A 24511-nucleotide genomic window follows, 5' to 3' on the forward strand; every position below is an offset into this window, starting at 1 on the left:
GCCCGCGTCCGCCGCGCCAAGCCCCTCGGCGGCGGCCGCGTCGTCGGCGTCGTCGACCGCGCCGGCGTCGGCATCGTCGGCGGCGACAGCTTCGGCCGGCACTGCGGCGACGCCCGCCCCCTCAGCGGCAGCCAGGACCTCCGCGCCCGTCCGGAGCGCACCCACCTCGGGCAGCGACGACGCCATCGACCTGGGCGCCACCGCGCTGCCCGTCCTGCTGCGCGCCTACGGGCCGCAGCTCGCGGCCGCACTCGGCGGACTGCTCGCCCTCGGGCTGCTGCTGCGCCGGCTGCGTCGCTGACGCCACCCGGTCAGCACGCTCCCAGCGCCTCGGACGACGATGGTCGGATGACCAGTACCACGCCGACCCTCGTCCTCGGCCCCCTCCTGCGGTTCGTCGGGGAGCACTACGCCTCGATCTGGGTCGAGATCGCCGCCCCCGCCATGGTGACCGTCGTCGCCGCCGGCCGGGAGTGGCACGCTGCCACCTTCGTCGTCGAGGGCCACCACTACGCCCTCGTCCTGCTCGACGACCTCGAGCCCGGCAGCACCCACGAGTACTCGGTGCGCGTCGACGGTGAGGTCGTCTGGCCGCTCGCCGGTTCCCCCTTCCCGCCGTCGAGCCTGGCGACCATCGACCACGGCCGGCCACCGCTCGTGGCCTTCGGCTCCTGCCGTACGAGCGTGCCGCACGACGAGGAGCATCACCGCAGCCACGGCGTCGACGCCCTGCGCACCTTCGCCCTGGCGCTCGCCGAGGACAGGACCCGCCGACCCGACGTGCTCGCCCTGCTCGGCGACCAGGTGTACGCCGACGAGACGAGCCCGCAGATGCGCGAGTTCATCGCCTCCCGCCGCGACCTCGACGAACCGCCCGGCGAGGAGATCAAGGACTACGCCGAGTACGCGCACCTCTACGGGCTGGCGTGGAGCGACCCCGCGATCCGGTGGGTCCTGTCGGTCGTGCCGAGCGCCATGATCTTCGACGACCACGACATCCGCGACGACTGGAACACCTCGTGGTCCTGGCATCGCGAGATCAATCGCACACCCTGGTGGCACGAGCGGCTCGTCGCCGGTCTCACCAGCTACTGGGTCCACCAGCACATCGGCAACCTCGCGCCGGAGGAGCTCGCCCGGGACGAGATCTGGTCCCGGCTCGACGGGGCAGGACCCGGCGAGGTCGACCTCACGCAGCCCCTGCGCGCGCTCGCGGAGAGGGTCGACCGCCAGCCGGAGACCTACCGCTGGAGCTACACCCGCGCGCTCGGCGGGTCCAAGCTCGTCATGCTCGACTCGCGCGCAGCGCGGGTCCTCGAGCCCGACCGCCGCTCCATGCTCGACGCCGACGAGCTGGCCTGGCTCGACGCGGAGATGGTCGGCGACCTGGACCACCTCTTCATCGGGACGTCCCTCCCCTTCCTCCTCCCGCCCGGGCTGCACGACGCCGAGGCGATCAGCGAGGCCCTCGCCGGTCCGGACCGGCCACGCCCGGTGCGGCGGGCCACCGAGGCCCTGCGGCAGGTCGTCGACCTCGAGCACTGGGGCGCCTTCCAGGCCGGGTTCGTCGAGGTCCTCGACCTCGTCCTGGCCGTGGCCCGCGGCGAGCGCGGTCGGGCGCCGGCCACGATCACCTTCCTCTCCGGCGACGTGCACCACTCGTACATCGCCGAGATCAGCGACCCGGGTGGCGCCGGAGCGAGCAGCCGGATCGTCCAGGCCGTGTGCAGCCCGATCCGCAACCCGATGCCGCGCGGTCTGCGTGTCCTGATGTCGCAGATGGCCCGCGGGCTCGTGCGGCCCATGCGGTGGCTGTCGCAGCGGACGAAGGGGGTCCCGCCCCTGAACCACCCGTGGCAGCTGACCCGGGGACCGTGGTTCGACAACAACCTCGCGATCGCCGAGGTGCACGACGGGCGCCTCACCCTCAGCTGGGTCACCGGCGACGTCGTGGACGGCGACCACGACCACCCGCGCCTGCGGGTGGTCGCCACCGAGGAGGTCTGAGGGGGGCGCGCCCCCCTTCGTCCTCGTGCCCGCCCGTGGGGCCGGGCGGGGGGATACCCCAGTGACCCGACGATCCCGCCGACCCTAGATTTGGTGCCGACACGAGATCGGACCAACAGGAGAGTGGGGAGACCATGGGCACGCAGGTGGCCGCCAGCACGCACGAGCTGCGCAAGGTGTATGGCAAGGGAGAGGCGAGTGTCGCGGCCCTCGACGGGATCGACCTCGACATCGGAGCCGGGCAGTTCACCGCGATCATGGGCCCGTCCGGGTCCGGCAAGTCGACGCTCATGCACTGCCTGGCCGGCCTGGACTCTGTGACGAGTGGGCGCGCCCACATCGGTGACACCGACATCACCCGGCTCAAGGAAAAGGACCTGACCCGGCTGCGCCGCGACCGGGTCGGCTTCATCTTCCAGGCCTTCAACCTCATCCCGACGCTGACCGCTGAGGAAAACATCCTGCTGCCGCTGGCCATCGCCGGCCGCAAGCCCGACCAGCAGTGGTTCGACCTCGTCATCGACACCGTCGGTCTGCGCAACCGTCTCGGCCATCGGCCCAATGAGCTGTCCGGCGGTCAGCAGCAGCGCGTCGCCTGCGCCCGTGCGCTCGTCTCGAAGCCGTCGATCATCTTCGCCGACGAGCCCACCGGCAACCTCGACTCCACCTCGGGCGCCGAGGTGCTCGGGTTCCTGCGGCGCAGCGTCGACGAGTTCGACCAGACGATCGTCATGGTCACGCACGACCCCGTCGCCGCCAGCCACACCGACCGGGTCCTCTTCCTCGCCGACGGCCGGATCGTCGACGAGCTGTGGGAGCCGGACCGCGAGACCGTCCTCGAGCGGATGGTCGCCCTCACCAACGGGGCGCACTGATGCTCAAGGCCACCTTCAAGAGTCTGCTGGCGCGCAAGGCGCGCCTGCTGATGAGCGCGATGGCGATCGTCCTCGGGACCGCCTTCGTCGCCGGGTCGCTCATCTTCACCGACACCCTCGGCCGCACCTTCGACGGCATCATGGACGGCACCGTCGGTGACGTCGTCGTCCAGGCCGAGCAGACCGACCAGTACGGAGGATCCGGCGGCGCGCGCATCACGGCCGCGCAGGTCGAGGAGCTCGCGGACCTGCCGGGCGCGGCCCGTGCGGACGGCAGCGTCGACGCCTTCGGTGTCTTCGTCGTCGGCGAGAACGGCAAGGTTGTCGGCGGCCAGGGCGCGCCCGCGCTGGCCTTCAACTACAACGACGCCCCCAACCAGCTCGGGGAGGCGCCGATCCGGATCGTCGACGGCCGGGCCCCCGAACGCTCCGGCGAGGTCGTCATCGACACCGCCACGGCCGAGCGCGCCGGGTACGAGGTCGGAGACGAGGTCCCCCTGGTCACCACGGGGGCGACCCCGGAGATCACCGCCGAGCTCGTCGGCACCCTCACGTTCGGCGAAGGGGGGATGGCCGGCGCGTCGATCTCCGTCTTCGACACCGAGACGATGCAGCAGTACTTCATGGACGGCAAGGACGCGTACTCCTCCGTCTGGGTCACGGCCAAGGACGGCGTGAGCCAGGACGAGCTGGTTGCGCAGGTCGAGCCGCTCGCGCCCGAGGGCTTCACGGCCTGGACCGGGGAGGACCTCGCGGCGGAGAACGAGGGCGACATCGCGCAGGCGCTCGGCTTCATCACGACCTTCCTGCTCGTCTTCGCCGGGATCGCGCTCTTCGTCGGCTCCTTCCTCATCATCAACACCTTCAGCATCCTCGTGGCCCAGCGCGGCCGGGAGCTGGCGCTGCTGCGGGCGATCGGGGCGTCCAAGCGTCAGATCGTGCGCTCGGTGCTCCTCGAGGCCTTCATCGTCGGCGTCGTCGGCGCGACCCTCGGCCTGTTGCTCGGCGTGGTGCTCGCGCTGGGCATCCAGAGCCTCTTCGCGACCTTCGGGCTCGACCTGACCGGCTCCGGCCTGGTCTTCTCGCCGCGGACCGTCATTGCGGCGTACGCCGTCGGCATCATCGTCACGATGGTTGCCGCCTGGGTCCCGGCCCGTCGCGCGGGCTCGGTGCCGCCGGTCGCCGCGATGCGTGACTCGATCGACACCGGCATCGGCCACCACCCGATCCGCCGGGGTCTGGAGGTCGCCGTGCTCGTCCTCGGCGTCATCGCCTTCCTGGCCGGACTCTTCGTCGTCGAGAGCAACGAGGTGTGGTGGATCGGTGCCGGCATCGTCGGGCTCGTCCTCGGCACGGCCTTCCTCGCTCCCTTCGTCGGGCGCCCGCTCATCGCCGGGCTGGGCTGGGTCTACCGCAAGGTCTTCGGCAGCGTCGGGCGGATGGCGGAGCAGAACTCCGTGCGCAACCCCGGCCGGACGGCAGCCACCGCCTCGGCGCTGATGATCGGGATGACGCTCGTCGCCCTCATGGGCGTCGTCGCGTCGAGCGCGACCGCGAGCATCGACAAGCAGATCGAGGAGACCTTCCGTGCCGACTACATCCTGAGCAACGCGGTCGGGCAGCCCTTCTCGTCCACGGTGGCCGAGCGGGTCGCCGAGGTCGACGGGGTGCGTGAGGTCTCGCCCGTGCGCTTCGTCAGCACCCGGGTGGACGGGGGCGACATCTTCGCCACCGCGATCGACCCGGACAGCTTCGCCGACGTGGAGCAGATCGAGCCGACGTCCGGCACGGCCGACATCGGCGCCGACGCGGTCATGCTCTCGACGAAGCACGAGACGGGCCGCCAGGTCGGCGACACCGTCGAGGTCAAGATGGGTGCGTCGACCAAGGACCTGGAGATCGCGGGGTTCTACGACGAGATCCAGGCGATCGGCACGCCGGACCTGCTCATGTCGGTGGAGACGGTCGACGACATGGGCGGCGCCGCCGCCGACAACTGGGCCTTCATCTTCGTCGAGGACGGGGCGGACAAGGCGAGCGTGCAGTCCTCGATCGAGCAGATCGTCGACAAGCAGCCGCTCGTCACGCTCAAGGACCAGGAGGGCTATGCGGACGAGCAGCGCTCGACCATCAACCAGTTGCTCTACCTCATCTACGCGCTGCTCGGTCTGGCGATCGTCATCGCGGTGCTCGGCATCGTCAACACGCTGGGCCTGTCGGTCATGGAGCGCACCCGCGAGGTGGGCCTGCTGCGGGCCGTGGGTCTGTCCCGGGCCCAGCTGCGCCGGATGATCACGCTCGAGTCGGTGACGATCGCCCTGCTCGGAGCCGTCCTCGGCATCGTGCTGGGGGTGGTGGCGGGTGTGGCGATCCAGCGAGCACTCGTCGAGGACGGCATCACCGAACTCGCGATCCCGGGGGTGCAGATGGTCGTCTTCGTGGCCGTGGCGGGCATCATCGGGGTCCTCGCGGCACTCCTTCCGGCTCGTCGGGCCTCCCGACTGGACGTCCTGCAGGCGATCTCGACGGAGTGAGTCGCGGCGCGAGCCACGCACCACGCCCAGGGGCGGTGACCGGACACCCGGTCACCGCCCCTCGTCATGGGTCACCGACCGGGCGTCATCGACCCCTTGACCGTCGTCTCGGAGTTGTCGTAGGTCTGGCTCGCGTCGCTCAGGGCGCGGCCGATCTCGTCGAGGCTCTCCTTGACCGTGCGCTGCGTCGCGCGCCAGTCGTTGATGAGGTCCTGGAATGACGTCGAGGCGTCACCCTGCCAGTCGTTCTGCAGTGAGATCAGTCGGCTCATCATGCTGGCGACCGTGGTCTCGACGTCCTCGGAGATCCGGGAGACGTCGGACGCGCTGCTCGCGACCTGGGTGGTGTTGACGGTGAACGTGGCCATGGTGCATTTCCCCTTCGTGCTCGTGGCCGGACGCCTACCGTCCGGCTGCCTCAGACGCTAGGAGAGATCGGTCCGGGAGGCGCAGAGTTGTCCACAGGCCCCGGGGTGGGGTCACCTGCCGCGGCCCGGCGGGTGCGCTCGAGGGCCTGTGCGTAGCCCACCCCCATGCCGAGCAGCAACAGACCGGCGACGATGAAGCTCAGCACCCGGGCGATCCCGCTCAGGAAGGACAGGTCGAACAGCAGCAGCTTGCCGACGCTGAAGGCGGCCAGAGCGAGCCCGGCGGGGACGGCGAAGGTCGAGCCGCGCAGGCCGCGCACGAGGAGCGTGGCGGCGATCGCCATCCACACCACGGTCGCTCCGGCCTGCCCCGCGGTGAAACCACCTCGGGGGTCGTCGACGACCTGCCCCACGAGCGTGCCGAGCAGGACGACGCTGCCGCCGACCCACAGCACCGACGGGACCAGCAGGATCCGGGGCAGCGTGGGGACGAGGTGCGGGAGGGTCCGCGTGACCGCAGCGGCGAGGACCGCGTAGAGGGCCGTGAGCCCGATCGTGGCCAGGAGGTGGCGCATTGCCGTGTCGTCGGAGCTCCCGCGAAGGAGGACCAGGGGGAGCAGCGTCAGCGATCCCAGGGTGGCCAGCGCAGCCAGGGACAGCGCGACGACGAGCGTCGCGCGGTGCCGCAGGGCCAGCGCCGCGACCGCCCACAGGAGACAGGCGCCCACCCCGAGCACCGGTGTCCAGCCCTGGCCGTCGCCGGCGCGCAGCACGGCGAAGAGTGATGCGATGCCGGCGGCGCCGAGGGCGAGCTCGGTGAGGCGGTGCTGCAGCGGCGTGTCCTGCGGGTGGTCGGCCAGGCCGGCGACGAGCACGAGCATGCAGGTCGTGACGACGAGCAGGACGGTGCCGCTCCACCGGTCGTCGACGGCCATGCTCGCCACACCGATCGGCAGGACGCCGACGGGCACGAGCACGCCGAGCTGCTGCGGCAGCCGCTGGACGCGGGCGCCGGCGAGGCTCGTGCCCAGGACGAGAAGGGCGAAGAGCACGGCGAGCAGCCCCGCGACCCCGGTCCGCTCGTGGACGGCGGCCAGCGTGGTGAGGAAGAGGGCCGTCGGCACGACCCGCGCGAGCTCGAGGATCCACCACTCGCGTCCGATCTGGGCCGGCCAGGTGGCCGCGGCGAGGACGAGGAGGAAGGCGCCGGTGAGCAGACCGTGCTCCATCCCGACGAAGGGGGCGAGCAGCGCCACCCCGAGGACCGCGACGACGGCCAGCAGCTGGCTGTCCCAGGCCCGTGCCAGCAGGACCCCGCCGAGGGCGATGAGGCCGGCCAGCACCATGCCGACGGCCAGCGGCACCCACGCGTAGATGTGGGTCACGGCGAGGACGTCGAGGTAGGCGGTCGCGAAGCCGGTGGCGGCCAGACCGAGGGCGCCGACCGTGCCGGACGGCCGGCGGCGCACGAGCACCGCCGCGCCGACGAGCGCCATCGCGAGCAGGGCGCCGCTCACGACGCGAGCGAGGGGGCCGAAGAAGCCCATCTGGATCGCCAGGGCGAGCAGGAAGGCCACGCCGATGAGGGTGATGCCCGCGCCGACGACGGCCAGCACCTTGGCGACGAGCCCGTCCCGCTGCCACCAGGGCTCGGCGGGGGGCAGCGGTGCGGTCGGCGGCAGGACCGGAGGCTGGACGGCCGCGGGTGCAGGCGGCGGCGCGACGAAGCCGGGGGCGAGGGGCGGGGGTGAGGGCTGCCCTGTGGCCGGCACGGTGACGAGCGGCTCGACGGGGGTCTCGACAGGCGCCTCGACGGGGGTCTCGACAGGCGCCTCGACGGGGGTCCACTGCTCGGGGCTGGCCTCGGTGGCAAGGCGGGCCCGCAGCCGGGCCAGCTCGTTGCCCACGCCGTACATGCGCGACATCGCATCCGCGAAGTCGTCCTCGATCGCGCGCACCCGCTCGAGGACCGGGTCTCCTGACATGCTCATGCCCCCAGTGTGCTGTGGTCAGCACACCGGGGGCATGAGTGCGGCTACTCAGCGCCGCCTTCAGACGCCACACCCGAAGGCGGGGGTAGCACCCCTGTGGGAGCCGGAGGAAGTCGGTGCCTGCGTCGGGGGAGGAGACGATCGAGCGACCGTTGCTTCCTGTCCTGTGCTCCTGATGTAGATCCTGCGACACCAGGATGGGACGGCGCTGGCATCGACCTGTGAGTCTCCTGAGCCGGGTCGGTCAGGGTCGGCTCGAGGTCAGCCCCGGGCTGCCGGGGCGGTGCCGAGCGTCGCCTCGAGCGTGCGCTCCTCGCCGTCGCGGATGACCGCGAGCGAGACGGTCGACCCGATGCGCTTGGCGTTGATGAGTCCGACGAGCGACTCGGCCGAGCCGACGGTCGTGCCGTCCACGCCCACGACGAGGTCACCCTCCTGCAAGCCGGCCTTGTCGGCCGCGCTGCCCGAGGTGACGCTGCCGATGCGGGCGCCGGAGCGGGTGGCCGCGCCGACGCTGGCGCTCCCGTCGGTCGGCGTGACCCCGAGGAAGGCGTGCTCGGCCGTGCCGTCCTCGATGAGCTGCTCGGCGATCCACTGCGCCTCGTCGACCGGGATGGCGAAGCCGATGCCGATGCTCCCGGACTGCCCGCTCGAGCCGCCGACGGTCGCGATCGAGGAGTTGATCCCCACGAGCCGCCCCGCGGCGTCGACGAGCGCACCGCCGGAGTTGCCGGGGTTGACCGCAGCCGAGGTCTGGATCGCGGAGGTGACCACCGGGGTCGAGCGCTCCTGCGCGAAGGGGTTGTCGCCCCCTTCGCTCCCGCTCGTCGTGACCGGGCGGTCGAGGGCGCTGACGATGCCGGTGGTGACCGTGCCCGCCAGGCCGAGCGGGTTGCCGACCGCCATGACCGGGTCGCCGACCCGGAGGCCGCCGGAGGAGCCCATGGTCATCGGGCGCAGGTCCTGCGGCGGGTCGGTGATCGTCACGACCGCGAGGTCCGTCGAGGGGTCCTCGCCGGCGATCGTCCCGGCGTAGCTCGAGCCGTCGGCGAGGGTCACGCTGATCTCGCCGCCCTCACCGGCGCCGCTCACGACGTGGTGGTTGGTGAGCACGTGCCCCTGGTCGTCGATGATGACGCCCGAGCCCTCTCCTCCGGAGCTCCCGCTGCGCACGCTGATCGCGACGACGCTCGGGGAGACCGCATCGGTCACGGCATTCCAGTCCGGGTTGGCCTTGGCCGCACTGCTCACGGGGACGACGCTCGAGCCACCACCGGCGTCCGCCGACGCGGCCGGCGCGGTGCCCGGCGAGTCGTCGGTCAGGGAGATGACGCCCCACGTGCCTCCGGTGGCCAGGGCGGCGGAGAGGATGCCCACGGCGGCCAGCTCGCCGACCCGTCGCCCGCGGTGCCGACGCAACCGCGGCGGGGGTGGCGCCGTCAGCGCGGAGGTGTAGGTCGTCGTCGGCGTGGGGCCGGCCTCCCCTCGCGGTGCGTGCGGCGGGACGGGGGCAGTGGGGTGGTCCATCGGAGGCTCCTTGTCGAGGCTGTGTGACCCACACTGCTCCTCGAAGTTCGAGCCCGGCTCGGTGTTGGCTGTGGGCTTGCTGTGCCCCGGCCGGTCAGACCCGCGCGGGCCGCTCCGGCGTGCGCGCCGGCAGCTCCACGCGGAAGGTCGCGCCACCGCCCGGTGTCTCGAGCACCTCGACGTGGCCCTGGTGCTGGCCGACGATCGCGGCGACGATCGCCAGCCCGAGGCCGCTGCCACCGCGCTCGCGCGAGCGCGCCTTGTCGACCCGGTAGAAGCGCTCGAAGACCCGCTCGGCGACGTCCGGCGCGATGCCCGCGCCGTGGTCTCGGACCTCGACGACGGCCCGGTCACCGACCTGGCCGGTGCGCACCTCCACGAGCACGTCGTCGGCGGTGTGCATCAGGGCATTGCCGATGAGGTTGCTGAGGACCTGCCGCAGCCGGCTGTCGTCACCGCGCAGGGCGACGGGGGTCAGCTCACCGTCGAGGCCGACGAGCTGGATCCGGCGGTGCGGTGCCCGGGCTCGGGCGTCGTGCACCGTCTCGGCGGCGAGGACGACGAGGTCGATCTCCGACATCTCGAGCGGACGCTGGTCATCGAGGCGGGCGAGCAGCAGCAGGTCGTCGACCAGCCCGGTCATCCGCGAGGCCTCGCCCTCGATGCGCCCCATCGTCTGGGCGGTGTGCTCCTCACCCTGGACGGCCCCCTGTCGGTAGAGCTCCGCGTAGCCGCGGACGGTGGCCAGCGGGGTCCGCAGCTCGTGGCTGGCGTCGGCGACGAACTGGCGCATCTTGGTCTCGGAGGCCTCCTGCAGCGCGAAGCTGCGCTCGACCTGCCCGAGCATGGCGTTGAGCGAGTCGCTGAGGCTCGCGACCTCGTCGTGGCTGTGGCGCACCGGCACGCGTCGGCTGAGGTCGCCGGCCGCGATGGCGGCGGCGGTGTCCTCGATGCGACGAAGGGGGCGGAAGGCGCGCCGCGTCGCGAACCAGCCCAGGACGCCGCAGGTGACGAGGGCGGCGATGCCGACGAGGGTCGTGACGATGGCGAACCGCTTGACGATGTTGTTGACCCCCGTCATCGGCATGCCGACGGCGAAGGTGGAGTTGTCCGGGCTCGTGTAGTGGCCGGCGATGAAGCGCCAGTGGGTGCGCCCGTCCGCGGAGGTGACGGTGAAGGGCTGGCCGCTGGTCACCCGCGGGTCGTCGAGGCTGAGGACCGGCACGACCGGCGGGTTGGTCTCCCCGGTCGGCAGGCGGTACTGCCACGCCGAGCCGTCGGCGGGCTGGCGCACGAAGAAGTAGTTCGTCGGGTCGGAGCGCTCGGACTCCCCGGTGAAGAAGTCCCGGTTGGTGGCCGTGGACCGGGGGTTCTCGGCGATCGGGACCGCGACCGAGCGCAGCTGGTCGTCGACATTGGCCTTGAGGTCGCGCTGGACGAGCCAGGCCGTCGTCAGCGAGGTCGCCATGAGGGCGGCGAGCAGCAGGGTGAGCAGGATGACGAGCAGCCGCCAGGTGAGCGGCATCGCCTCCAGCTTGCGCACCAGCGGTGCGGTGAACCGCTCCACGCTCACTCCGGGGGCAGTCGCAGGACGTAGCCGAAGCCGCGCTTGGTGTGGATGAGCGGCGGCAGGCCCTCGGTGTCGATCTTGCGGCGCAGGTACGAGATGTAGGACTCGACGATGCCCATCTCGCCGCGGAAGTCGTAGTCCCAGACGTGGTCGAGGATCTGCGCCTTGGACAGCACCCGGTTGGGGTTGAGCATGAGGTAGCGCAGCAGCTTGAACTCCGTGGGGGAGACGTCGATCGACCGGCCGGCCCGGCGCACCTCGTGGGCGTCGTCGTCGAGCTCGAGGTCGGCGAAGCGCAGCACCGACTCGGCCGACGGGACGTCCTGCGTGCGTCGCAGGATGACGCGGATGCGCGCGATGACCTCCTCGAGGGAGAAGGGCTTGGTCACGTAGTCGTCGCCGCCGACGGTCAGGCCCTTGATCTTGTCGTCGAGCGAGTCGCGCGCGGTGAGGAAGAGGATCGGCTGGTGCCGCTCGGACGCCCGCAGCTTGGAGGCGACCTCGAAGCCGTCGATGTCGGGGAGCATGACGTCGAGCACGATGAGGTCGGGCTCGAGGCGGTGGACGATGTCGAGCGCGGTGGCCCCGTCGCCGGCGACCTCGACGGCGAAGCCGGCGAAGCGCAGTGAGGTCGCGAGGAGCTCGCGGATGTTGGGCTCGTCCTCGACGACGAGCAGGTGCGGGGTCGTCTCGGGGTCTGCGTGGGTGCTCACCCCATCGAGTGTGCGCCCGTTGTCTGGATGTCGGCTGAGTGCGCGCTGGGGAGGTCGCGGCGCCCCGGCGGGTCACGGAGTGACAACGAAGGGGGAGATGCCAGGGCCTCTCGCCCCCTTCGGCCGTGGTCTTTGGTCGGGTGGAGGAGTTGTGACTCGGGGAACCGGGACCGACCCAGGGAACTCCTGCGCGAGCGATCGCGCTGGCGCCACGACCCAAGCGTGGCGGTGGAAGGGGAGCCGTGCGCTCCTGGTCGGTGATCTCCCCGAGAGGGAGGAACGTCGTGCGACACACGCGAACTCTGGCCGGGACGGCCGCACTCACCCTGGCCCTGACCCTCGCGGCCTGCGGGGACGACTCGGGCTCCGGCTCGGACGGGGCCTCCGGGGACCACCTCGCCCAGCTGAAGGAAGAGGGCACGATCACCGTCGGCTTCGCCGGTGAGGAGCCCTACTCCTTCGAGAAGGACGGTGAGCTCACGGGCGCGACGATCGCCCTCCACGAGAAGATCTTCAAGGACATGGGCATCGACGAGGTCAAGGGCGTCAAGACCGAGTGGGGCTCGCTCATCCCGGGTCTGAAGGCGGGCCGCTTCGACGTGATCTCAGCCGGCATGTCGATCCTGCCCGAGCGCTGCAAGGAGGCCGACTTCGGCGACCCGGAGATCCTCTACACGACGGCGCTCATGGTGCCCGAGGGCAACCCCAAGAACCTGAAGAACCTGCAGGACGTCAAGGAGTCCGGCGCGAAGTTCGCCACGATGAGCGGTGCGATCGAGTCGGGCTACGCCAAGTCGCTCGGCATCAAGGCGACCGAGGTCAAGAGCCCGCAGGACGGCATGGACGCCGTCGCCCGTGGCCGTGCCGACGTCTTCGCCCTGACCGGCATCTCGCTGCGGACCATGGACGAGAACAACCCCGACGTCAAGGTCGAGGTCACCGAGCCCTTCGTCGCGGTCGTCGACGGCAAGGAGCAGGTCGGCGCCGGCGCGACCGTCTTCAAGAAGGGCGACGACAGCCTGCGCGAGGCCTACAACAAGGAGCTCGCCAAGATCACCAAGGACAAGGAGTCCTACGAGGCGGTCATCGGCGAGTTCGGGTTCACCGACGCCGAGCGTCCCAAGGGTGACCTGACGACCGAGCAGCTCTGCGCCGGAGAGCTGCCGGACGCCAAGTGAACGAGAACCTCGAGGCACTCCGGGATGCCCTGCCGGGGCTGACCGAGGGCGTGACCATCACGCTCCAGCTCACCCTCGGCGGGGCCCTGGTGGCCTTCCTCGTCAGCGTCGTCCTCGGGCTGCTGAGCATCAGCCCGGTCGCTCCGCTGCGCTGGCTCTCGACGGTCGTCGTCGAGTTCTTCCGGGGGACCTCGCTCGTCGTCCAGCTGTTCTGGCTCTACTACGTCATGCCGCTCTTCGGGGTCAGCTGGGACGCGGTCCTCACCGGCATCATCGCGCTCGGGCTCAACTACGGCGCCTACGGGGCCGAGGTGGTGCGCGGGTCGATCAACGCCGTCGACAAGGGCCAGTGGGAGGGCGCCACCGCGCTCAACATGTCCCCGGCCACCCGGATGCGGCGGATCATCTGGCCGCAGGCGTGGGCGCTCATGCTCTCCGGCTACAACAACCTGCTCGTCATGCTCATCAAGGGAACCGCCGTCGCACTCTTCATCAGCCTGCCCGACCTCGGGTACCAGATCGACGAGCTGCGCATCGACACCTCGACGATCTTCGCCTTCAGCATCGGCCTGGTCATCTACTACCTCATCGCCCTCGTCTTCTCCCAGGGGCTGCGCTTCCTCGAGAAGCGCGCGCGCCGCCGGCTCGGGTTGCCGATCCGGGGCTCGCATGCGAGCGCGGGGGTGAGCCTGTGACCGCCCCGGCCATGGTCCCCGCCATCACCTTCGACGAGTTCTGGAACTGGGGCGCGGCAGCCGAGATGCTGCCCGAGATCCTCACCGCCTTCGTCAAGGTCACGCTGCTCGTCACGGTCGTCGGCACGGTCATCGCGACCATCGTCGGCCTGCTCCTCGCGGTGCTCACCCAGGCCACCCCACGCCTGGTCTCCGGCCCGGTGCGCTGGGTCATGGACGTCGTGCGGATGACCCCGCTCATCGTCCAGCTGATGTTCGCCAGCTTCCTCGTGCCCGTCAGCTGGAACCTCATGTGGGTCGGGACGGTCGTCATCGGCCTGCACTACGCGACGTACATGGCCGAGTCCTTCATCGCCGGCATCGCGTCGGTCGACAAGGGGCAGTGGGAGGCGTCGCGGGCGCTCAGCCTCCCGCAGGGTCGTACCTGGCGTGCCGTCGTCCTGCCGCAGGCGCTGCGCGCGACCCTGCCCTCCTTGGGCAACTGGGCGATCTCGATGTTCAAGGACACCCCGTACCTCTTCGCGATCACCGTGCTCGAGATGGTCACCGTCGCGCAGCAGGCGGGCGACCGCACCTTCCGTTACAACGAGGCCTTCACGATCGCCGGTCTGGTCTTCCTCGTGGCCAGCCTCGTGACCGCCTTCGCCGTCCGCAGATTGGAAAAAGCACTTGTCTACTGACACGACCGGGGGGACGCCCCCTTCGTCCGGGACGCCCGTGATCCGCTTCGAGGACGTCGAGAAGACCTTCGGCGACCACACGGTCCTCTCGGGGCTGAACTTCGACGTCGCGCAGGGCGAGCGGGTCACGCTCATCGGGCCGAGCGGCTCCGGCAAGACGACCATCCTGCGCCTGGTGATGACCCTCGAGGAGCTCACCGACGGCTACATCTGGATCGATGGTCAGCCGCTCACCCACGACCGGCGCGACGGCAAGCGGGTTCGCCTGCGGCACAAGGAGGTCGCGGCCACGCGCAAGAAGATCGGCATGGTCTTCCAGCACTTCAACCTCTTCCCCAACATGTCGGTCATCGACAACCTCACCGAGGCGCCGGTGCACGTGCTCGGGCGGAGCAAGGACGAGGCGCGCGAGCGCGGTCTCGCGCTGCTCGACCAGGTGGGGCTGAAGGACCGCGCCGACGAGCACCCGAGCCGGCTCTCCGGTGGCCAGAAGCAGCGCGTCGCGATCGCCCGCGCGCTCGCGATGGACCCCAAGATCCTGCTGCTCGACGAGGTCACCTCGGCCCTGGACCCGGAGCTCGTCGGCGACGTGCTCGGGGTGCTGCGCGATGTCGCGGACTCGACGGACATCTCGATGCTCATCGTCACGCACGAGATGCAGTTCGCCCGGGACGTCTCGCACAAGGTGATGATGTTCGACGGCGGTCAGGTCCTCGAGCAAGGGGCCCCCGACGAGGTCCTCGGCAACCCGACCCACGAGCGCACGAAGAAGTTCCTCACCTCGATCCTGTGAGACTGCATTGCCATTGGGCAATGCAGTCCGACGCGCTCACAGGTCGTCGGCGTCGAGGATCCGGTAGGCGTAGCCCTGCTCGGCGAGGAAGCGCTGCCGGTGGGCGGCGAACTCGGCATCGACGGTGTCGCGCGTGACCACGGTGTAGAAGTGCGCGGTGCGCCCGTCCTCCTTGGGGCGCAGCACGCGACCGAGGCGCTGGGCCTCCTCCTGGCGTGAGCCGAAGGTGCCGCTCACCTGGATCGCGACCGTCGCCTCGGGCAGGTCGACGGAGAAGTTCGCGACCTTGGACACGACGAGCAGGTTCGAGCGCCCTTCGCGGAAGTCGGCGAAGAGCTCCTGGCGCTGCTTGACCGGCGTCTCGCCGGTGATGAGGTCGGCGTCGAGCTGCTCGGACAGCTCGTGCAGCTGGTCGAGGTACTGGCCGATGACCAGGGTCGGCTCACCCTGGTGCTGCTCGACGATCTTGCGCACGATGTCGAGCTTGACCGGCGAGCAGGAGGCCAGCCGGTAGCGGTCCTCCGCCTCGGCCGTCGCATAGGCCATCCGCTCGGCGTCGGAGAGGCTCACCCGCACCTCGACGCAGTCGGCGGGCGCGATGTAGCCCTGCGCCTCGATGTCTTTCCACGGCGCGTCGAAACGCTTGGGCCCGATGAGCGAGAAGACGTCCGCCTCACGGCCGTCCTCGCGCACGAGGGTCGCGGTCAGCCCGAGACGGCGCCGGGCCTGCAGGTCGGCGGTCATCCGGAAGATCGGCGCCGGCAGCAGGTGCACCTCGTCGTAGACGACCAGGCCCCAGTCGCGGGCGTCGAGCAGGTCGAGGTGGGGGTAGACGCCCTTCCGCTTGAGCGTGAGGACCTGGTACGTCGCGATGGTGACCGGACGGATCTCCTTGCGCGCGCCGGAGTACTCGCCGATCTCCTCCTCGGTGAGGGTGGTGCGCTCGAGCAGCTCGTCCTTCCACTGCCGCGCGCTCACCGTGTTGGTCACGAGGATGAGCGTCGTCGCCTTGGCCGCGGCCATCGCCCCGGCGCCGACGAGCGTCTTGCCCGCGCCGCAGGGCAGCACGACGACGCCGGAGCCGCCGTCCCAGAACCCGTCGACCGCCTGCTGCTGGTAGGGCCGCAGCGTCCAGCCGTCCTCGGTGAGGTCGATCGGGTGCGCCTCGCCGTCGACGTACCCGGCGCGGTCCTCCGCCGGCCAGCCGACCTTGAGCAGCTCCTGCTTGAGCGTGCCCCGCTCGCTGGGGTGGACGACGACCTCGTCGGGGGAGAGCTGCGCGCCGAGCAGCGGCTTGATCTTCTTGTGGCGCATGACCTCGGTGAGCACGGCGCGGTCGGTGGCGCGCAGCACGAGCTGCTCACCGTCCTTTTCGAGCACGAGCCGCCCGTAGCGGTCCATCGTCTCGGCGACGTCGACGAGCAGCGCCTGCGGCACGGGGTAGCGGGAGTGGGTGATCAGGGCGTCGACGACCTGCTCGGCGTCGTGCCCGGCGGCGCGCGCGTTCCACAGCCCGAGCGGCGTGACCCGGTAGGTGTGGATGTGCTCGGGAGCGCGCTCCAACTCGGCGAAGGGAGCGATCGCCCGCCGCGCGTCGGCGGCCCGCTCGTGGTCGACCTCGAGCAGGAGGGTCTTGTCGCTCTGGACGATGAGCGCGCCGTCGAGTGCCATGTCAGCTCTCCGCGAGGACGATCGCGACGACGAAGGCGATGACGGCCAGGATCGTGATGACGGTGAGCACCGCGAACGAGATCCAGCCGATCTTGGTCAGCCGCGCCGCGCCCTCGGGGTCGGTCTGCTGCTTGGTGATGCCGAGGATGCCCAGGACGAGGCCGGGGATGCCGATGTAGCAGCAGTAGCCCGTGAGCAGGGCGAGCGAGGAGAGGATGACGAGGACGATCGCCGACGTGTTGGGCTCGGTGTGCTGGACCGGCGCGTAGGGGTAGGGCGGCGGCATCCCCGGTCCGGGCGGCATCCGAGCAGAAAGGGGGGCGCTGCGCCCCGGCTCGTAGGCGGGCGGTTGCTGGGGGGAGGAGCCCTGCGACGGCACGTAGGGGTCGTACGGGTCGCTCGAGTACGGGGTGTCGTCGCGCGGGTCCGGTCGCTGCCCGGGGTACGGGTCGTTGCTCATGCGTGGTGTCCTCCCTGGCCCGCTGCGGCAGGCCCGTGCCCACGGTACGTGATTGGGGGAGACTGGCCCCATGAGCCGTGCACTGCCGCAGACCGAGCCGCTGTCAGGTCTCCCGGAGCGGGTGACGATCTACGAGGTCGGCGCGCGTGACGGGTTGCAGAATGAGAAGGCGGTCGTCCCCACCGAGGTCAAGGCGCAGTTCGTCCGCCGCCTGCTCGCCGCGGGGCTCGAGACCGTCGAGACCACGTCCTTCGTCTCCCCGCGCTGGGTGCCGCAGCTCGCGGACGCGAGCGAGCTGCTCGCCGACTTGGGGGAGGTGGGGCGGGGCCCCCTTCGTCCCGTGCTCGTGCCCAACGAGCGCGGTCTGGACCGCGCCATGGAGTCCGGTGTCGGGGCGGTCGCGATCTTCGGCAGCGCGACGGAGACCTTCGCGCAGAAGAACCTCGGGCGCTCGCGCCCGGAGTCGGTCGAGATGTTGGCCCCGGTCGTGCGCCGCGCGCAGGAGGCCGGGATGTGGGTGCGCGCGTACGTGTCGATGTGCTTCGGCGACCCGTGGGAGGGGCCGGTGCCCGTCGCCCAGGTCGCCGACGCGTGCGCCGAGCTGATGGACCTCGGCTGCGACCAGCTGTCGATCGGCGACACGATCGGTGCCGGCACGGCCGGCCACGTCGAGGCGCTGCTCGGTGAGCTCGACCGGCGCGGCATCGGCGTGGACCGGATCGGTGTGCACTTCCACGACACCTACGGGCAGGCGTTGACCAACACCCTGACCGCCCTGCGCGCGGGGGTCTCGGTCGTCGACGCCTCCACCGGCGGTCTCGGTGGCTGCCCCTATGCCAAGTCGGCGACCGGCAACCTCGCCACGGAGGACCTCGTCTGGCTGCTCGACGGCGCCGGCGTCGAGACCGGCGTCGACCTCGACGCCCTCGTCGCCACGAGCGTGTGGATGGCGCAGCAGCTGGGCAAGCCCTCGCCCTCGCGGGTGGTCAAGGCGCTGGCGGGGGCGTAGCGCCTCACCCGTCGATGACCACGCCCGTGACGCGGTGGAGCGAGTAGACCTGCGGGACGGCGTCGACCTCGCCGACGACCCGGCCCCCGTCGACGGACGAAGGGTGGAACAACAGTCGTCGCGTCGCCCCCTCCGCGTCGGTGATGCCGAGCCACACGGGCAGTCGGTCGGCCGCGGCCTCCCGCAGCAGCGCCGCGTTGCTCGCGGGGTCGAGCGCGGGGATCGCGGGCCCGCCGTCGCGGGGCGCCTCGCGCTGGACCTGCGCCCTGGCCTCGCCCTCGCGCAGCCGGCGCAGCACCTCTTCGGAGGGCTCGGGCGCGACCTCGGTGACCGGTCGCTCGCGGCGCGGCGTCATCCGCTGGGCTCCCGGCGCGCTCGAAACCACTCCACCGGCGCCCTCCAGCGCGGGTGAGGCGCCGACCTCGCGCAGCGCGTCGAGCAGCGTGGCCGGTCCGAGGGGGGTGACGAGGACCGTCGGCGCGAGCAGGCGCAGCTGCAGGTGGCCCAGGTCGCGGTGGGTGAGCAGCGCCTCGAGGTGCGTGGGGTCGTCGCTGCGCAGGTAGGCGCCGGCGCTGCCCACGCGCAGCTGCCCGTGGCGGCGGGCGACGTCGCGCACGAGGTAGTCGAGCGGCTGGGGCACCGGCCCGCTGCTGAAGTGGCCGAGGCGCTCGAGCAGGTCGTCGGCGGTCCACCCCGCGTCGAGCGCCGCCCGCAGGGAGGTCTCGGTGAACCGGTGCACGCTCGCCCCGCCACGCGACTCGAGCCGGGCACTGCGGCGCAGGAGGGCCGCGAGCTCGGGCACTGGGGTGCCGGGCACGATCGCGGTGAGGTCGGCCTGCAGGAGCAGCCGGTCGACCGGCTCGGGCACGAGCGTGCCGAGCAGGTGACCGGCCGCGGCCTCGTCGGTGAGCAGCAGTCGGCCGACCCGGGCCAGGGCGCCACGGCCGGTGACGCCGAGCTGTTCGCCCTCGCGCAGCAGCGCGGCGACGGCTTCGTCGGCGCCGTGCGGCATCCGGCGGGGGCGTCGGTGGCGCAGCATCGTCAGGACCTCGCCCGCGTCGGGCGCGCTGCCCTCCGGGAGATCGGCGAGGATGTCGAGGACCTCGCGGCGCAGGGCCCGCACCGGGGGCCAGACCATGCCCTCCGAGAGGGCATTGACCCGGCCGCCGTCCTCGGGGGCCGGCACGACGCTGGCGCGCAGGGAGCGCAGCCACGGGCCGGCGAGGTCGGCCCAGCGGCCCGTGGGGGACTGGGCGCGCCACTCGTCGACGGTCGTCGTCAGGCGCCACGTCGGGTCGACGGCGTGGTCGTCGCCGAGCAGCCCGGCGCCGAGCGCCAGCTCGAGGAGGAAGGTGGCCGTGACCTCGTCGAGGTCGACCCGACCGGCGAGCGTGCGCAGGTCGCGCACGGCCAGGCCGCCGCTGCGCAGCACCCGGGGGCGCAGGTCGTCGACGTGGTCGAGCAGCTCGTCGACGAGGGCGACGACCTCCGTGGCCGCAGCGGTGGCGGCGCGGTCGACGTCGTCGGGGTCGAGGACGCGCTCGGTCCCGGCGGCCGCGGCGTCGAGGTCGACCAACCGCCCGCCGCGCACGGCCAGCGCGACCTCGCGGGGCACGAGCACGTGCGCGGCGTCGGGCGCGACGACGAGTCCGGCGTCGACGAGCGTGGCGACGGCCCGTCCCGCGCGACCCTCGGGGTCGGTCGGCACGGCGGCGGTCGGGCCGTGGTGGGCGATGCGGTCGAGGATGCGCGCGGCCTCCGGCGACAGGTCCTCGATCGCTGCGGTCAGGTCGGCGGGGAGGGCGTGGCCCAAGGTCTGCGCGCTCGGCCCCAGTCCGGCGGGGTGCGGGCCGAGGACGTCGCTCACGGTCCGGGAGAGCACCGGGCCGTCGGCGGAGCGCCACAGCAGCGCCGCGGCGGTGAGGTCGGCGAGGAGGGCGGCAGCACTCCCTTCGTCCGTGCCGACGAAGGGGGCGATGTCCGCCGCGTCCGTCGAACCGGTGATCGCGCAGGCCTGCAGAGCGCTCAGGTGCGGCAGGTCGAGGTGGTCGACGGCGCGGGCCGTGCTGGCACGCGTGCTCGCCCGGGCGGCGAGCGCCGTCAGGTCGGCCGGCTGCGGCCGGGCCAGGTCCGGGCGCAGCTCGAGCAGCGCCACCAGCTCCTCGTCGGTGCGGTGGCGGATGTCCTCGGCGAGGGAGCGCACCGGCCCACGGTAGTTCAGCGGGCGGCCACCGCGTCCGGCGCGCTCGCGGTGACGCCGTTGACCTCCGGGCTGATGAGGCGCTCCAGGCGCAGCATGACCCACGCGGTGACGACGAGTCCGGCGATGATGACGCCGATGAAGACCGCCCCGAGCCCGCGGTCGAGCAGGACGCCGGCGGCGATCGGCCCGAGCACGCCGCCGGACATGAAGGCGGTCGACTGCGCGGCATTGACCCGGCCGCGCAGGTGGTCGGGCGCCATGTCGTTGGTGATCGCCGGCAGGGTCGGCTGGAGCAGGGTCTCGCCCAGACCGAAGAGCGCGCCGAAGAGCACGACGAGGACGGCCGCGCTCAGGGTCGCCGGCAGCAGGCCGCTCAGGCCCATCGCGCCCCACGCCGCGAACCAGATGACGAGCATGACCAGGCCGACTCGGGTGCGCCGGTGGCCCTCGATGCGGTGCAGCACCCAGAACTGCAGCAGCACGATGACCGCCGTGTTGGCCGCGAAGAGCACGCCGATCGTCTCGGTGCCCACCTGGGAGACCGTGCGGGCGAAGGCCGGCACGCCCGCCTCGAACTGCCCGTACCCGACGAAGCTCGACACGACCGCGAGCAGCAGCACCCAGCGCATGCCGGGCAGGCGCAGGACCGTGGCGTAGCTGGCGGCGCCGGCGTCATCCGCCGGTGCCTCGGCGCGCGCGTGGACATGACGAAGGGGGCCCAGCAGCCAGATCCCGGGGATGAGCACGAGCACCGCGTCGAGGAGGAAGATCGCCTCGAAGGTCCCCGGGCGGGTGACGTCGACGAACGCTCCGGCAATGAGTCCGCCGGCGCCGATGCCGAGGTTGAGCAGCGCGAAGTTGACCCCGAAGTAGCGCTGCCGCAGCGGCCCGCGCACGAGCGCCGAGATGAAGGTGTTGGCCGCGGACCAGCCGATGCTCGCCGACAGGCCCATGAGCACGGTCCCGGTCACGGCGAGTGGGAGCGCCGTCGCGAAGGCCATCGCGACCGCGCCCAGGCTCTGGCTGATGCCGGCGATGATGAGCATCCACCGCGCCCCGACCCGGTCGGTGAGGCTGCCCATCGGGCCCGCGGCGACCGCGGCGACCAGGGCGATGAGCGCCATGATCGTGCCCGCGGTGTCGAGGGAAAAATGGCGCACCTCGTGCAGGTAGATCACCGTGAAGGGCAGCGTCATGCCCCGCCCCAGGTGCTGGAGCGCGACGGTCGAGAGGAGGAACCTCCCTTCGCGCGGAAGTGCCCGCCAGAACCCGGACACGCCCGGCCCGATCTCGTGGGCGGGGACGTCCTTGGGCAGCGTGGTCACGAGGGGCCATGCTGCCCCAGCCCACCGACAGCCGACCACCGGGTTTTCGGCGCTTCGGGTTAGCCTTGACGGTGGTGCACGGACCCGTGCGCCCACACACCCCCGGTAACGAGCAAGAGGTGCACGGTGCCCACTGGCAAGGTCAAGTGGTACGACGCGGAGAAGGGCTTCGGCTTCATCTCCGGCGACGACGGCGCGGACATCTTCCTCCACGCCAATGCCCTGCCCGAGGGCACGACGACCCTCAAGGGCGGCACGCGCGTCGACTACGGCGTCGTCGAGGGCCGCCGCGGCTCCCAGGCGATGGGCGTCACGGTGCTCGACGCCCCGCCGAGCGTCGCCTCCAACCTGCGTCAGCGCGACCGCAAGCCCGCCGAGGACATGGCGGCCATCGTCGAGGACGTCATCAAGCTGCTCGACGGCGTCGGCAACGGCCTGCGCCGCGGTCGGTACCCCGAGCGCGCCCAGGGCGCCAAGGTCGCCCAGGTGCTGCGTCGCATCGCCGACGACCTGGAGGGCTGAGATGACCGAGAGCGCCACCAAGCCGCGCGCCAAGGCGCGGCCCAAGGCCGACGCCGTCCTCGCGGCCGCGGTCGAGCCGGCCCGTCGCGAGCTCCACGAGGCGACGCAGGGGGAGGGGGTCGGCGAGCACGTCGGCTTCACCCTCGACGGGGAGCGCCTCGGCACGCACTGGTTCGCCGCGACCCTGCCCGGCTACAGCGGGTGGAACTGGGCGGTCACCGTCACCCGCGCCCCGCGCTCGAAGACGGCGACGGTCTGCGAGTCGCAGCTGCTGCCCGGCGACGACGCGATCCTCTCCCCGGAGTGGCTGCCGTGGGCCGAGCGCCTCGCCCCCGGCGACGTGGGCCCCGGTGACGTCACCCCCAAGATCGATGACGACCCCAACCTCGTGGCCGGATTCGAGGCCACCGGCGAGGAGGACGTCGACGCCGTCGCGCTCTGGGAGCTCGGCCTGGGCCGTCCGCGCGTGCTGTCAGCCGAGGGCCGCGACGCGGCCGCCCAGCGCTGGTACGACGGCGCGCACGGACCGACCGCCGAGGTCGCCGTCAAGGCGCCCGGTCGCTGCTCGGGCTGCGGCTACTTCATCCCGATGGCCGGCGAGCTGCGCCGCGTCTTCGGCGTCTGCGCCAACGAGTGGAGCCCGAGCGACGGTGGCGTCGTGAGCCGCGACCACGGCTGCGGCGCGCACTCCGAGGTCGACATGGAGGCCCCCGAGCCGGAAAAGATCGGGACCCCCATCCTCGACGACGAGGTGCTCGAGAGCCTCTGAGGCGCAGCGCTTTACGATGGCGCCCATGACCACCCCTGCTGCGCCTCCGGCGGAGGCCTCCGCGATCGAGCGGTACTTCAAGATCCACGAACGCGGTTCGACGATCGCGCAAGAGGTCCGCGGCGGGTTCGCGACCTTCTTCACGATGGCGTACATCGTCGTCCTCAACCCGCTGATCATCGGCACCCAGGCTGACTCGACCGGGGGCTTCCTCGGTGGGGGTGACGGGCCCAACCTCGCCATGGTCGCCGCGTGCACCGCGCTCGTCGCCGGCGTCATGACGCTGCTCATGGGGGTCGTGGCCAACTACCCGCTCGCGCTCGCAGCGGGACTGGGGCTCAACGCCTTCGTCGCCTTCGGCATCGCCAAGCTGCCGGAGATGACCTGGGCCGACGCGATGGGCCTGGTCGTCCTCGAGGGCCTGATCATCCTGCTGCTCGTCCTCACCGGGTTCCGCAAGGCGGTGCTGCACGCGGTCCCCGCGCAGCTCAAGGTCGCGATCTCCGTCGGCATCGGCCTCTTCATCACCGTCGTCGGCCTCGTCGACGCCGGCTTCGTGCGCAAGGCCGAAGGGGGTCCCCTCGGTGAGCTCGGCGTCGGCGGCTTCCTCGCCGGTTGGCCGCTCCTCGTCTTTGTCATCGGGCTCTTCGTCATCATCACGCTGCACGTGCGCGGGGTGAAGGGCGCGATCCTCTACGGCATCCTCGGCACGACGGTCCTGGCGATCATCGTCGAGGCCGTCTTCTCTGTCGGCTCGCAGACCAACGCCGAGGGCGAGCTGGTCAACCCGACCGGCTGGGGGCTGAACGTCCCGAGCCTGCCCGACACCTTCGTCGCCGCCCCGGACTTCGGGCTGCTCGGACAGTTCAGCCTGCTCGGGTCCTTCGACAAGATCGGCATCGTCTCCGCGTCGCTGCTCGTCTTCACGATCCTGCTCGCCGACTTCTTCGACACGATGGGCACGATGGTCGCCGTCGGCGCCGAGGGCGACCTGCTCGACGAGGAGGGCAACCCGCCCAACAGCCAGCGCATCCTCGTCGTCGACTCGCTCGCGGCCGCCGCGGGTGGTGCCGCCTCGGTCAGCTCCAACACGAGCTACATCGAGTCCGCCTCGGGTGTGGGCGAGGGGGCGCGCACCGGTCTGGCCTCGGTCGTGACGGGTGTGCTCTTCCTGCTCGCGACCTTCCTCTCCCCGCTCGTCGCGATCGTCCCCTACGAGGCCGCCACCCCGGCGCTGGTCCTCGTCGGATTCCTCATGATGCAGCAGGTCAAGGAGATCGACTGGGACGACCTGGAGATCGCCGTCCCCGCCTTCCTGACGATCATCCTCATGCCGTTCACCTACTCGATCACCGCGGGCATCGGCGCCGGCTTCGTCACCTACGTCTTCATCAAGGTGGTGCGCGGACGCTTCTCGACGATCCACCCGCTCATGTGGCTCGTCGCGGCCCTCTTCGTCCTCTACTTCGGGATCGACCCGATCAAGGGACTGCTCGGCGTGGAGTGAGCCCACCCCCTTCGCCTCGAGACCGCGCATCTCCCCGGGGAAATGCGCGGTCTCGTGTATGTCAGCGCGTTCTCGGAATAGTTAGCCGACGTAATGAGTTGTGCTAACTTTGTC

The 24511-nt window shown here is 71.6% G+C and carries 20 protein-coding genes and 1 pseudogene; 12 read left to right on the plus strand and 9 right to left on the minus strand.

Annotated elements, in window-relative coordinates; all coding sequences use genetic code 11:
- The 4 genes and pseudogenes from JAN01S_RS17170 to JAN01S_RS12050 form a co-directional block, all read left to right on the plus strand.
- Nucleotides 1-301: pseudogene (locus JAN01S_RS17170) on the plus strand (SRPBCC family protein); the annotation flags it as partial.
- Nucleotides 302-348: 47 nt separating this feature from the next.
- Nucleotides 349-2007: an alkaline phosphatase D family protein gene (locus tag JAN01S_RS12040; RefSeq protein WP_068318598.1), complete on the plus strand. Its 1659-nt coding sequence runs from the start codon at nt 349-351 to the stop codon at nt 2005-2007.
- A gap of 134 nt (nt 2008-2141) precedes the next feature.
- The gene (locus JAN01S_RS12045; RefSeq protein WP_068318604.1) at nt 2142-2882 is read left to right on the plus strand and encodes an ABC transporter ATP-binding protein; all 741 of its coding nucleotides are present in this window, start codon (nt 2142-2144) and stop codon (nt 2880-2882) included.
- Entirely contained in the window at nt 2882-5416 is a 2535-nt protein-coding gene (locus tag JAN01S_RS12050) for an ABC transporter permease (protein ID WP_068318609.1), read from the plus strand. The genes JAN01S_RS12045 and JAN01S_RS12050 overlap by 1 nt, the downstream gene beginning before the upstream one ends.
- A gap of 71 nt (nt 5417-5487) precedes the next feature.
- On the opposite strand, the gene JAN01S_RS12055 is transcribed toward JAN01S_RS12050, so the two are convergent.
- The 5 genes from JAN01S_RS12055 to JAN01S_RS12075 all read right to left on the minus strand — a co-directional run bounded on the left by JAN01S_RS12055 (nt 5488) and on the right by JAN01S_RS12075 (nt 11585).
- Nucleotides 5488-5784, minus strand: a complete 297-nt coding sequence (locus tag JAN01S_RS12055; protein ID WP_068318611.1) for a WXG100 family type VII secretion target — start codon at nt 5782-5784, stop codon at nt 5488-5490.
- Between the two features lie 50 nt (nt 5785-5834).
- Nucleotides 5835-7775 carry a DUF2339 domain-containing protein gene (locus tag JAN01S_RS12060; protein ID WP_084360216.1) on the minus strand — a complete coding sequence of 647 codons (1941 nt, stop codon included), beginning with the start codon at nt 7773-7775 and terminating at the stop codon, nt 5835-5837.
- A 261-nt stretch (nt 7776-8036) separates the two neighbouring features.
- A complete protein-coding gene (locus JAN01S_RS12065) occupies nt 8037-9302 on the minus strand; it encodes a S1C family serine protease (RefSeq protein ID WP_244884835.1) in 1266 nt (421 codons plus the stop codon).
- Between the two features lie 94 nt (nt 9303-9396).
- On the minus strand, nt 9397-10869 hold the full coding sequence (locus JAN01S_RS12070; protein WP_244884836.1) for a sensor histidine kinase: 1473 nt from the start codon (nt 10867-10869) through the stop codon (nt 9397-9399).
- Nucleotides 10870-10871: 2 nt separating this feature from the next.
- The gene (locus tag JAN01S_RS12075; protein ID WP_068318614.1) at nt 10872-11585 is read right to left on the minus strand and encodes a response regulator transcription factor; all 714 of its coding nucleotides are present in this window, start codon (nt 11583-11585) and stop codon (nt 10872-10874) included.
- Nucleotides 11586-11869: 284 nt separating this feature from the next.
- On the opposite strand from JAN01S_RS12075, the gene ehuB reads away from it, so the two are divergent.
- Genes ehuB through ehuA form a run of 4 tightly spaced genes read left to right on the plus strand, consistent with a single transcriptional unit; the run spans nt 11870 to nt 14931 of the window.
- A complete protein-coding gene (gene ehuB, locus JAN01S_RS12080) occupies nt 11870-12763 on the plus strand; it encodes an ectoine/hydroxyectoine ABC transporter substrate-binding protein EhuB (protein ID WP_068318615.1) in 894 nt (297 codons plus the stop codon).
- On the plus strand, nt 12760-13458 hold the full coding sequence (ehuC, locus tag JAN01S_RS12085; RefSeq protein ID WP_068318617.1) for an ectoine/hydroxyectoine ABC transporter permease subunit EhuC: 699 nt from the start codon (nt 12760-12762) through the stop codon (nt 13456-13458). Before ehuB ends, ehuC begins: the two co-directional genes overlap by 4 nt.
- Nucleotides 13455-14138 (plus strand): amino acid ABC transporter permease, encoded by a 684-nt coding sequence (locus JAN01S_RS12090; protein ID WP_306305665.1) that lies wholly within the window; start codon nt 13455-13457, stop codon nt 14136-14138. The genes ehuC and JAN01S_RS12090 overlap by 4 nt, the downstream gene beginning before the upstream one ends.
- Nucleotides 14128-14931: an ectoine/hydroxyectoine ABC transporter ATP-binding protein EhuA gene (gene ehuA / locus JAN01S_RS12095; protein ID WP_244884837.1), complete on the plus strand. Its 804-nt coding sequence runs from the start codon at nt 14128-14130 to the stop codon at nt 14929-14931. Before JAN01S_RS12090 ends, ehuA begins: the two co-directional genes overlap by 11 nt.
- Nucleotides 14932-14967: 36 nt before the next feature.
- On the opposite strand, the gene JAN01S_RS12100 is transcribed toward ehuA, so the two are convergent.
- Together JAN01S_RS12100 and JAN01S_RS12105 are read right to left on the minus strand one after the other, a co-directional pair.
- Nucleotides 14968-16602 (minus strand): DNA repair helicase XPB, encoded by a 1635-nt coding sequence (locus JAN01S_RS12100; protein WP_068318620.1) that lies wholly within the window; start codon nt 16600-16602, stop codon nt 14968-14970.
- A gap of 1 nt (nt 16603) precedes the next feature.
- Nucleotides 16604-17062, minus strand: a complete 459-nt coding sequence (locus tag JAN01S_RS12105; protein WP_068318622.1) for a hypothetical protein — start codon at nt 17060-17062, stop codon at nt 16604-16606.
- A gap of 70 nt (nt 17063-17132) precedes the next feature.
- Here JAN01S_RS12105 and JAN01S_RS12110 point away from each other — a divergent pair, with 70 nt between their 5' ends.
- A complete protein-coding gene (locus tag JAN01S_RS12110; RefSeq protein WP_068318625.1) occupies nt 17133-18071 on the plus strand; it encodes a hydroxymethylglutaryl-CoA lyase in 939 nt (312 codons plus the stop codon).
- A gap of 4 nt (nt 18072-18075) precedes the next feature.
- Here the strand turns inward: JAN01S_RS12110 and JAN01S_RS12115 are convergent, their stop codons facing one another.
- Together JAN01S_RS12115 and JAN01S_RS12120 are read right to left on the minus strand one after the other, a co-directional pair.
- Nucleotides 18076-20274 (minus strand): helicase-associated domain-containing protein, encoded by a 2199-nt coding sequence (locus JAN01S_RS12115; RefSeq protein ID WP_068318627.1) that lies wholly within the window; start codon nt 20272-20274, stop codon nt 18076-18078.
- 14 nt (nt 20275-20288) lie between these two features.
- A complete protein-coding gene (locus JAN01S_RS12120) occupies nt 20289-21599 on the minus strand; it encodes an MFS transporter (RefSeq protein ID WP_068318629.1) in 1311 nt (436 codons plus the stop codon).
- Nucleotides 21600-21725: 126 nt separating this feature from the next.
- Here JAN01S_RS12120 and JAN01S_RS12125 point away from each other — a divergent pair, with 126 nt between their 5' ends.
- From JAN01S_RS12125 to JAN01S_RS12135, 3 genes are read left to right on the plus strand one after another with little or no spacing between them, the layout of a single operon-like run.
- The gene (locus JAN01S_RS12125) at nt 21726-22121 is read left to right on the plus strand and encodes a cold-shock protein (RefSeq protein WP_068318630.1); all 396 of its coding nucleotides are present in this window, start codon (nt 21726-21728) and stop codon (nt 22119-22121) included.
- Between the two features lies 1 nt (nt 22122).
- On the plus strand, nt 22123-22890 hold the full coding sequence (locus tag JAN01S_RS12130) for a DUF3027 domain-containing protein (RefSeq protein ID WP_068318631.1): 768 nt from the start codon (nt 22123-22125) through the stop codon (nt 22888-22890).
- Nucleotides 22891-22906: 16 nt separating this feature from the next.
- Nucleotides 22907-24397 carry an NCS2 family permease gene (locus JAN01S_RS12135; protein WP_218000031.1) on the plus strand — a complete coding sequence of 497 codons (1491 nt, stop codon included), beginning with the start codon at nt 22907-22909 and terminating at the stop codon, nt 24395-24397.
- Nucleotides 24398-24511 lie beyond the last annotated feature (114 nt).

This window comes from Janibacter anophelis NBRC 107843 (genome assembly GCF_001570945.1).
Taxonomy (GTDB): domain Bacteria; phylum Actinomycetota; class Actinomycetes; order Actinomycetales; family Dermatophilaceae; genus Janibacter; species Janibacter anophelis.

Bases quoted from the DNA above. Each gene is read 5' to 3' on its own strand.
- JAN01S_RS12135 (WP_218000031.1), top strand. From the start codon at position 22,907: ATGGCGCCCATGACCACCCCTGCTGCGCCTCCGGCGGAGGCCTCCGCG.
- JAN01S_RS12110 (WP_068318625.1), top strand. From the start codon at position 17,133: ATGAGCCGTGCACTGCCGCAGACCGAGCCGCTGTCAGGTCTCCCGGAG.
- JAN01S_RS12055 (WP_068318611.1), bottom strand. From the start codon at position 5,784: ATGGCCACGTTCACCGTCAACACCACCCAGGTCGCGAGCAGCGCGTCC.
- JAN01S_RS12060 (WP_084360216.1), bottom strand. From the start codon at position 7,775: ATGAGCATGTCAGGAGACCCGGTCCTCGAGCGGGTGCGCGCGATCGAG.
- JAN01S_RS12045 (WP_068318604.1), top strand. From the start codon at position 2,142: ATGGGCACGCAGGTGGCCGCCAGCACGCACGAGCTGCGCAAGGTGTAT.
- JAN01S_RS12065 (WP_244884835.1), bottom strand. From the start codon at position 9,302: ATGGACCACCCCACTGCCCCCGTCCCGCCGCACGCACCGCGAGGGGAG.
- JAN01S_RS12050 (WP_068318609.1), top strand. From the start codon at position 2,882: ATGCTCAAGGCCACCTTCAAGAGTCTGCTGGCGCGCAAGGCGCGCCTG.
- JAN01S_RS12130 (WP_068318631.1), top strand. From the start codon at position 22,123: ATGACCGAGAGCGCCACCAAGCCGCGCGCCAAGGCGCGGCCCAAGGCC.
- JAN01S_RS12040 (WP_068318598.1), top strand. From the start codon at position 349: ATGACCAGTACCACGCCGACCCTCGTCCTCGGCCCCCTCCTGCGGTTC.
- JAN01S_RS12105 (WP_068318622.1), bottom strand. From the start codon at position 17,062: ATGAGCAACGACCCGTACCCCGGGCAGCGACCGGACCCGCGCGACGAC.
- JAN01S_RS12100 (WP_068318620.1), bottom strand. From the start codon at position 16,602: ATGGCACTCGACGGCGCGCTCATCGTCCAGAGCGACAAGACCCTCCTG.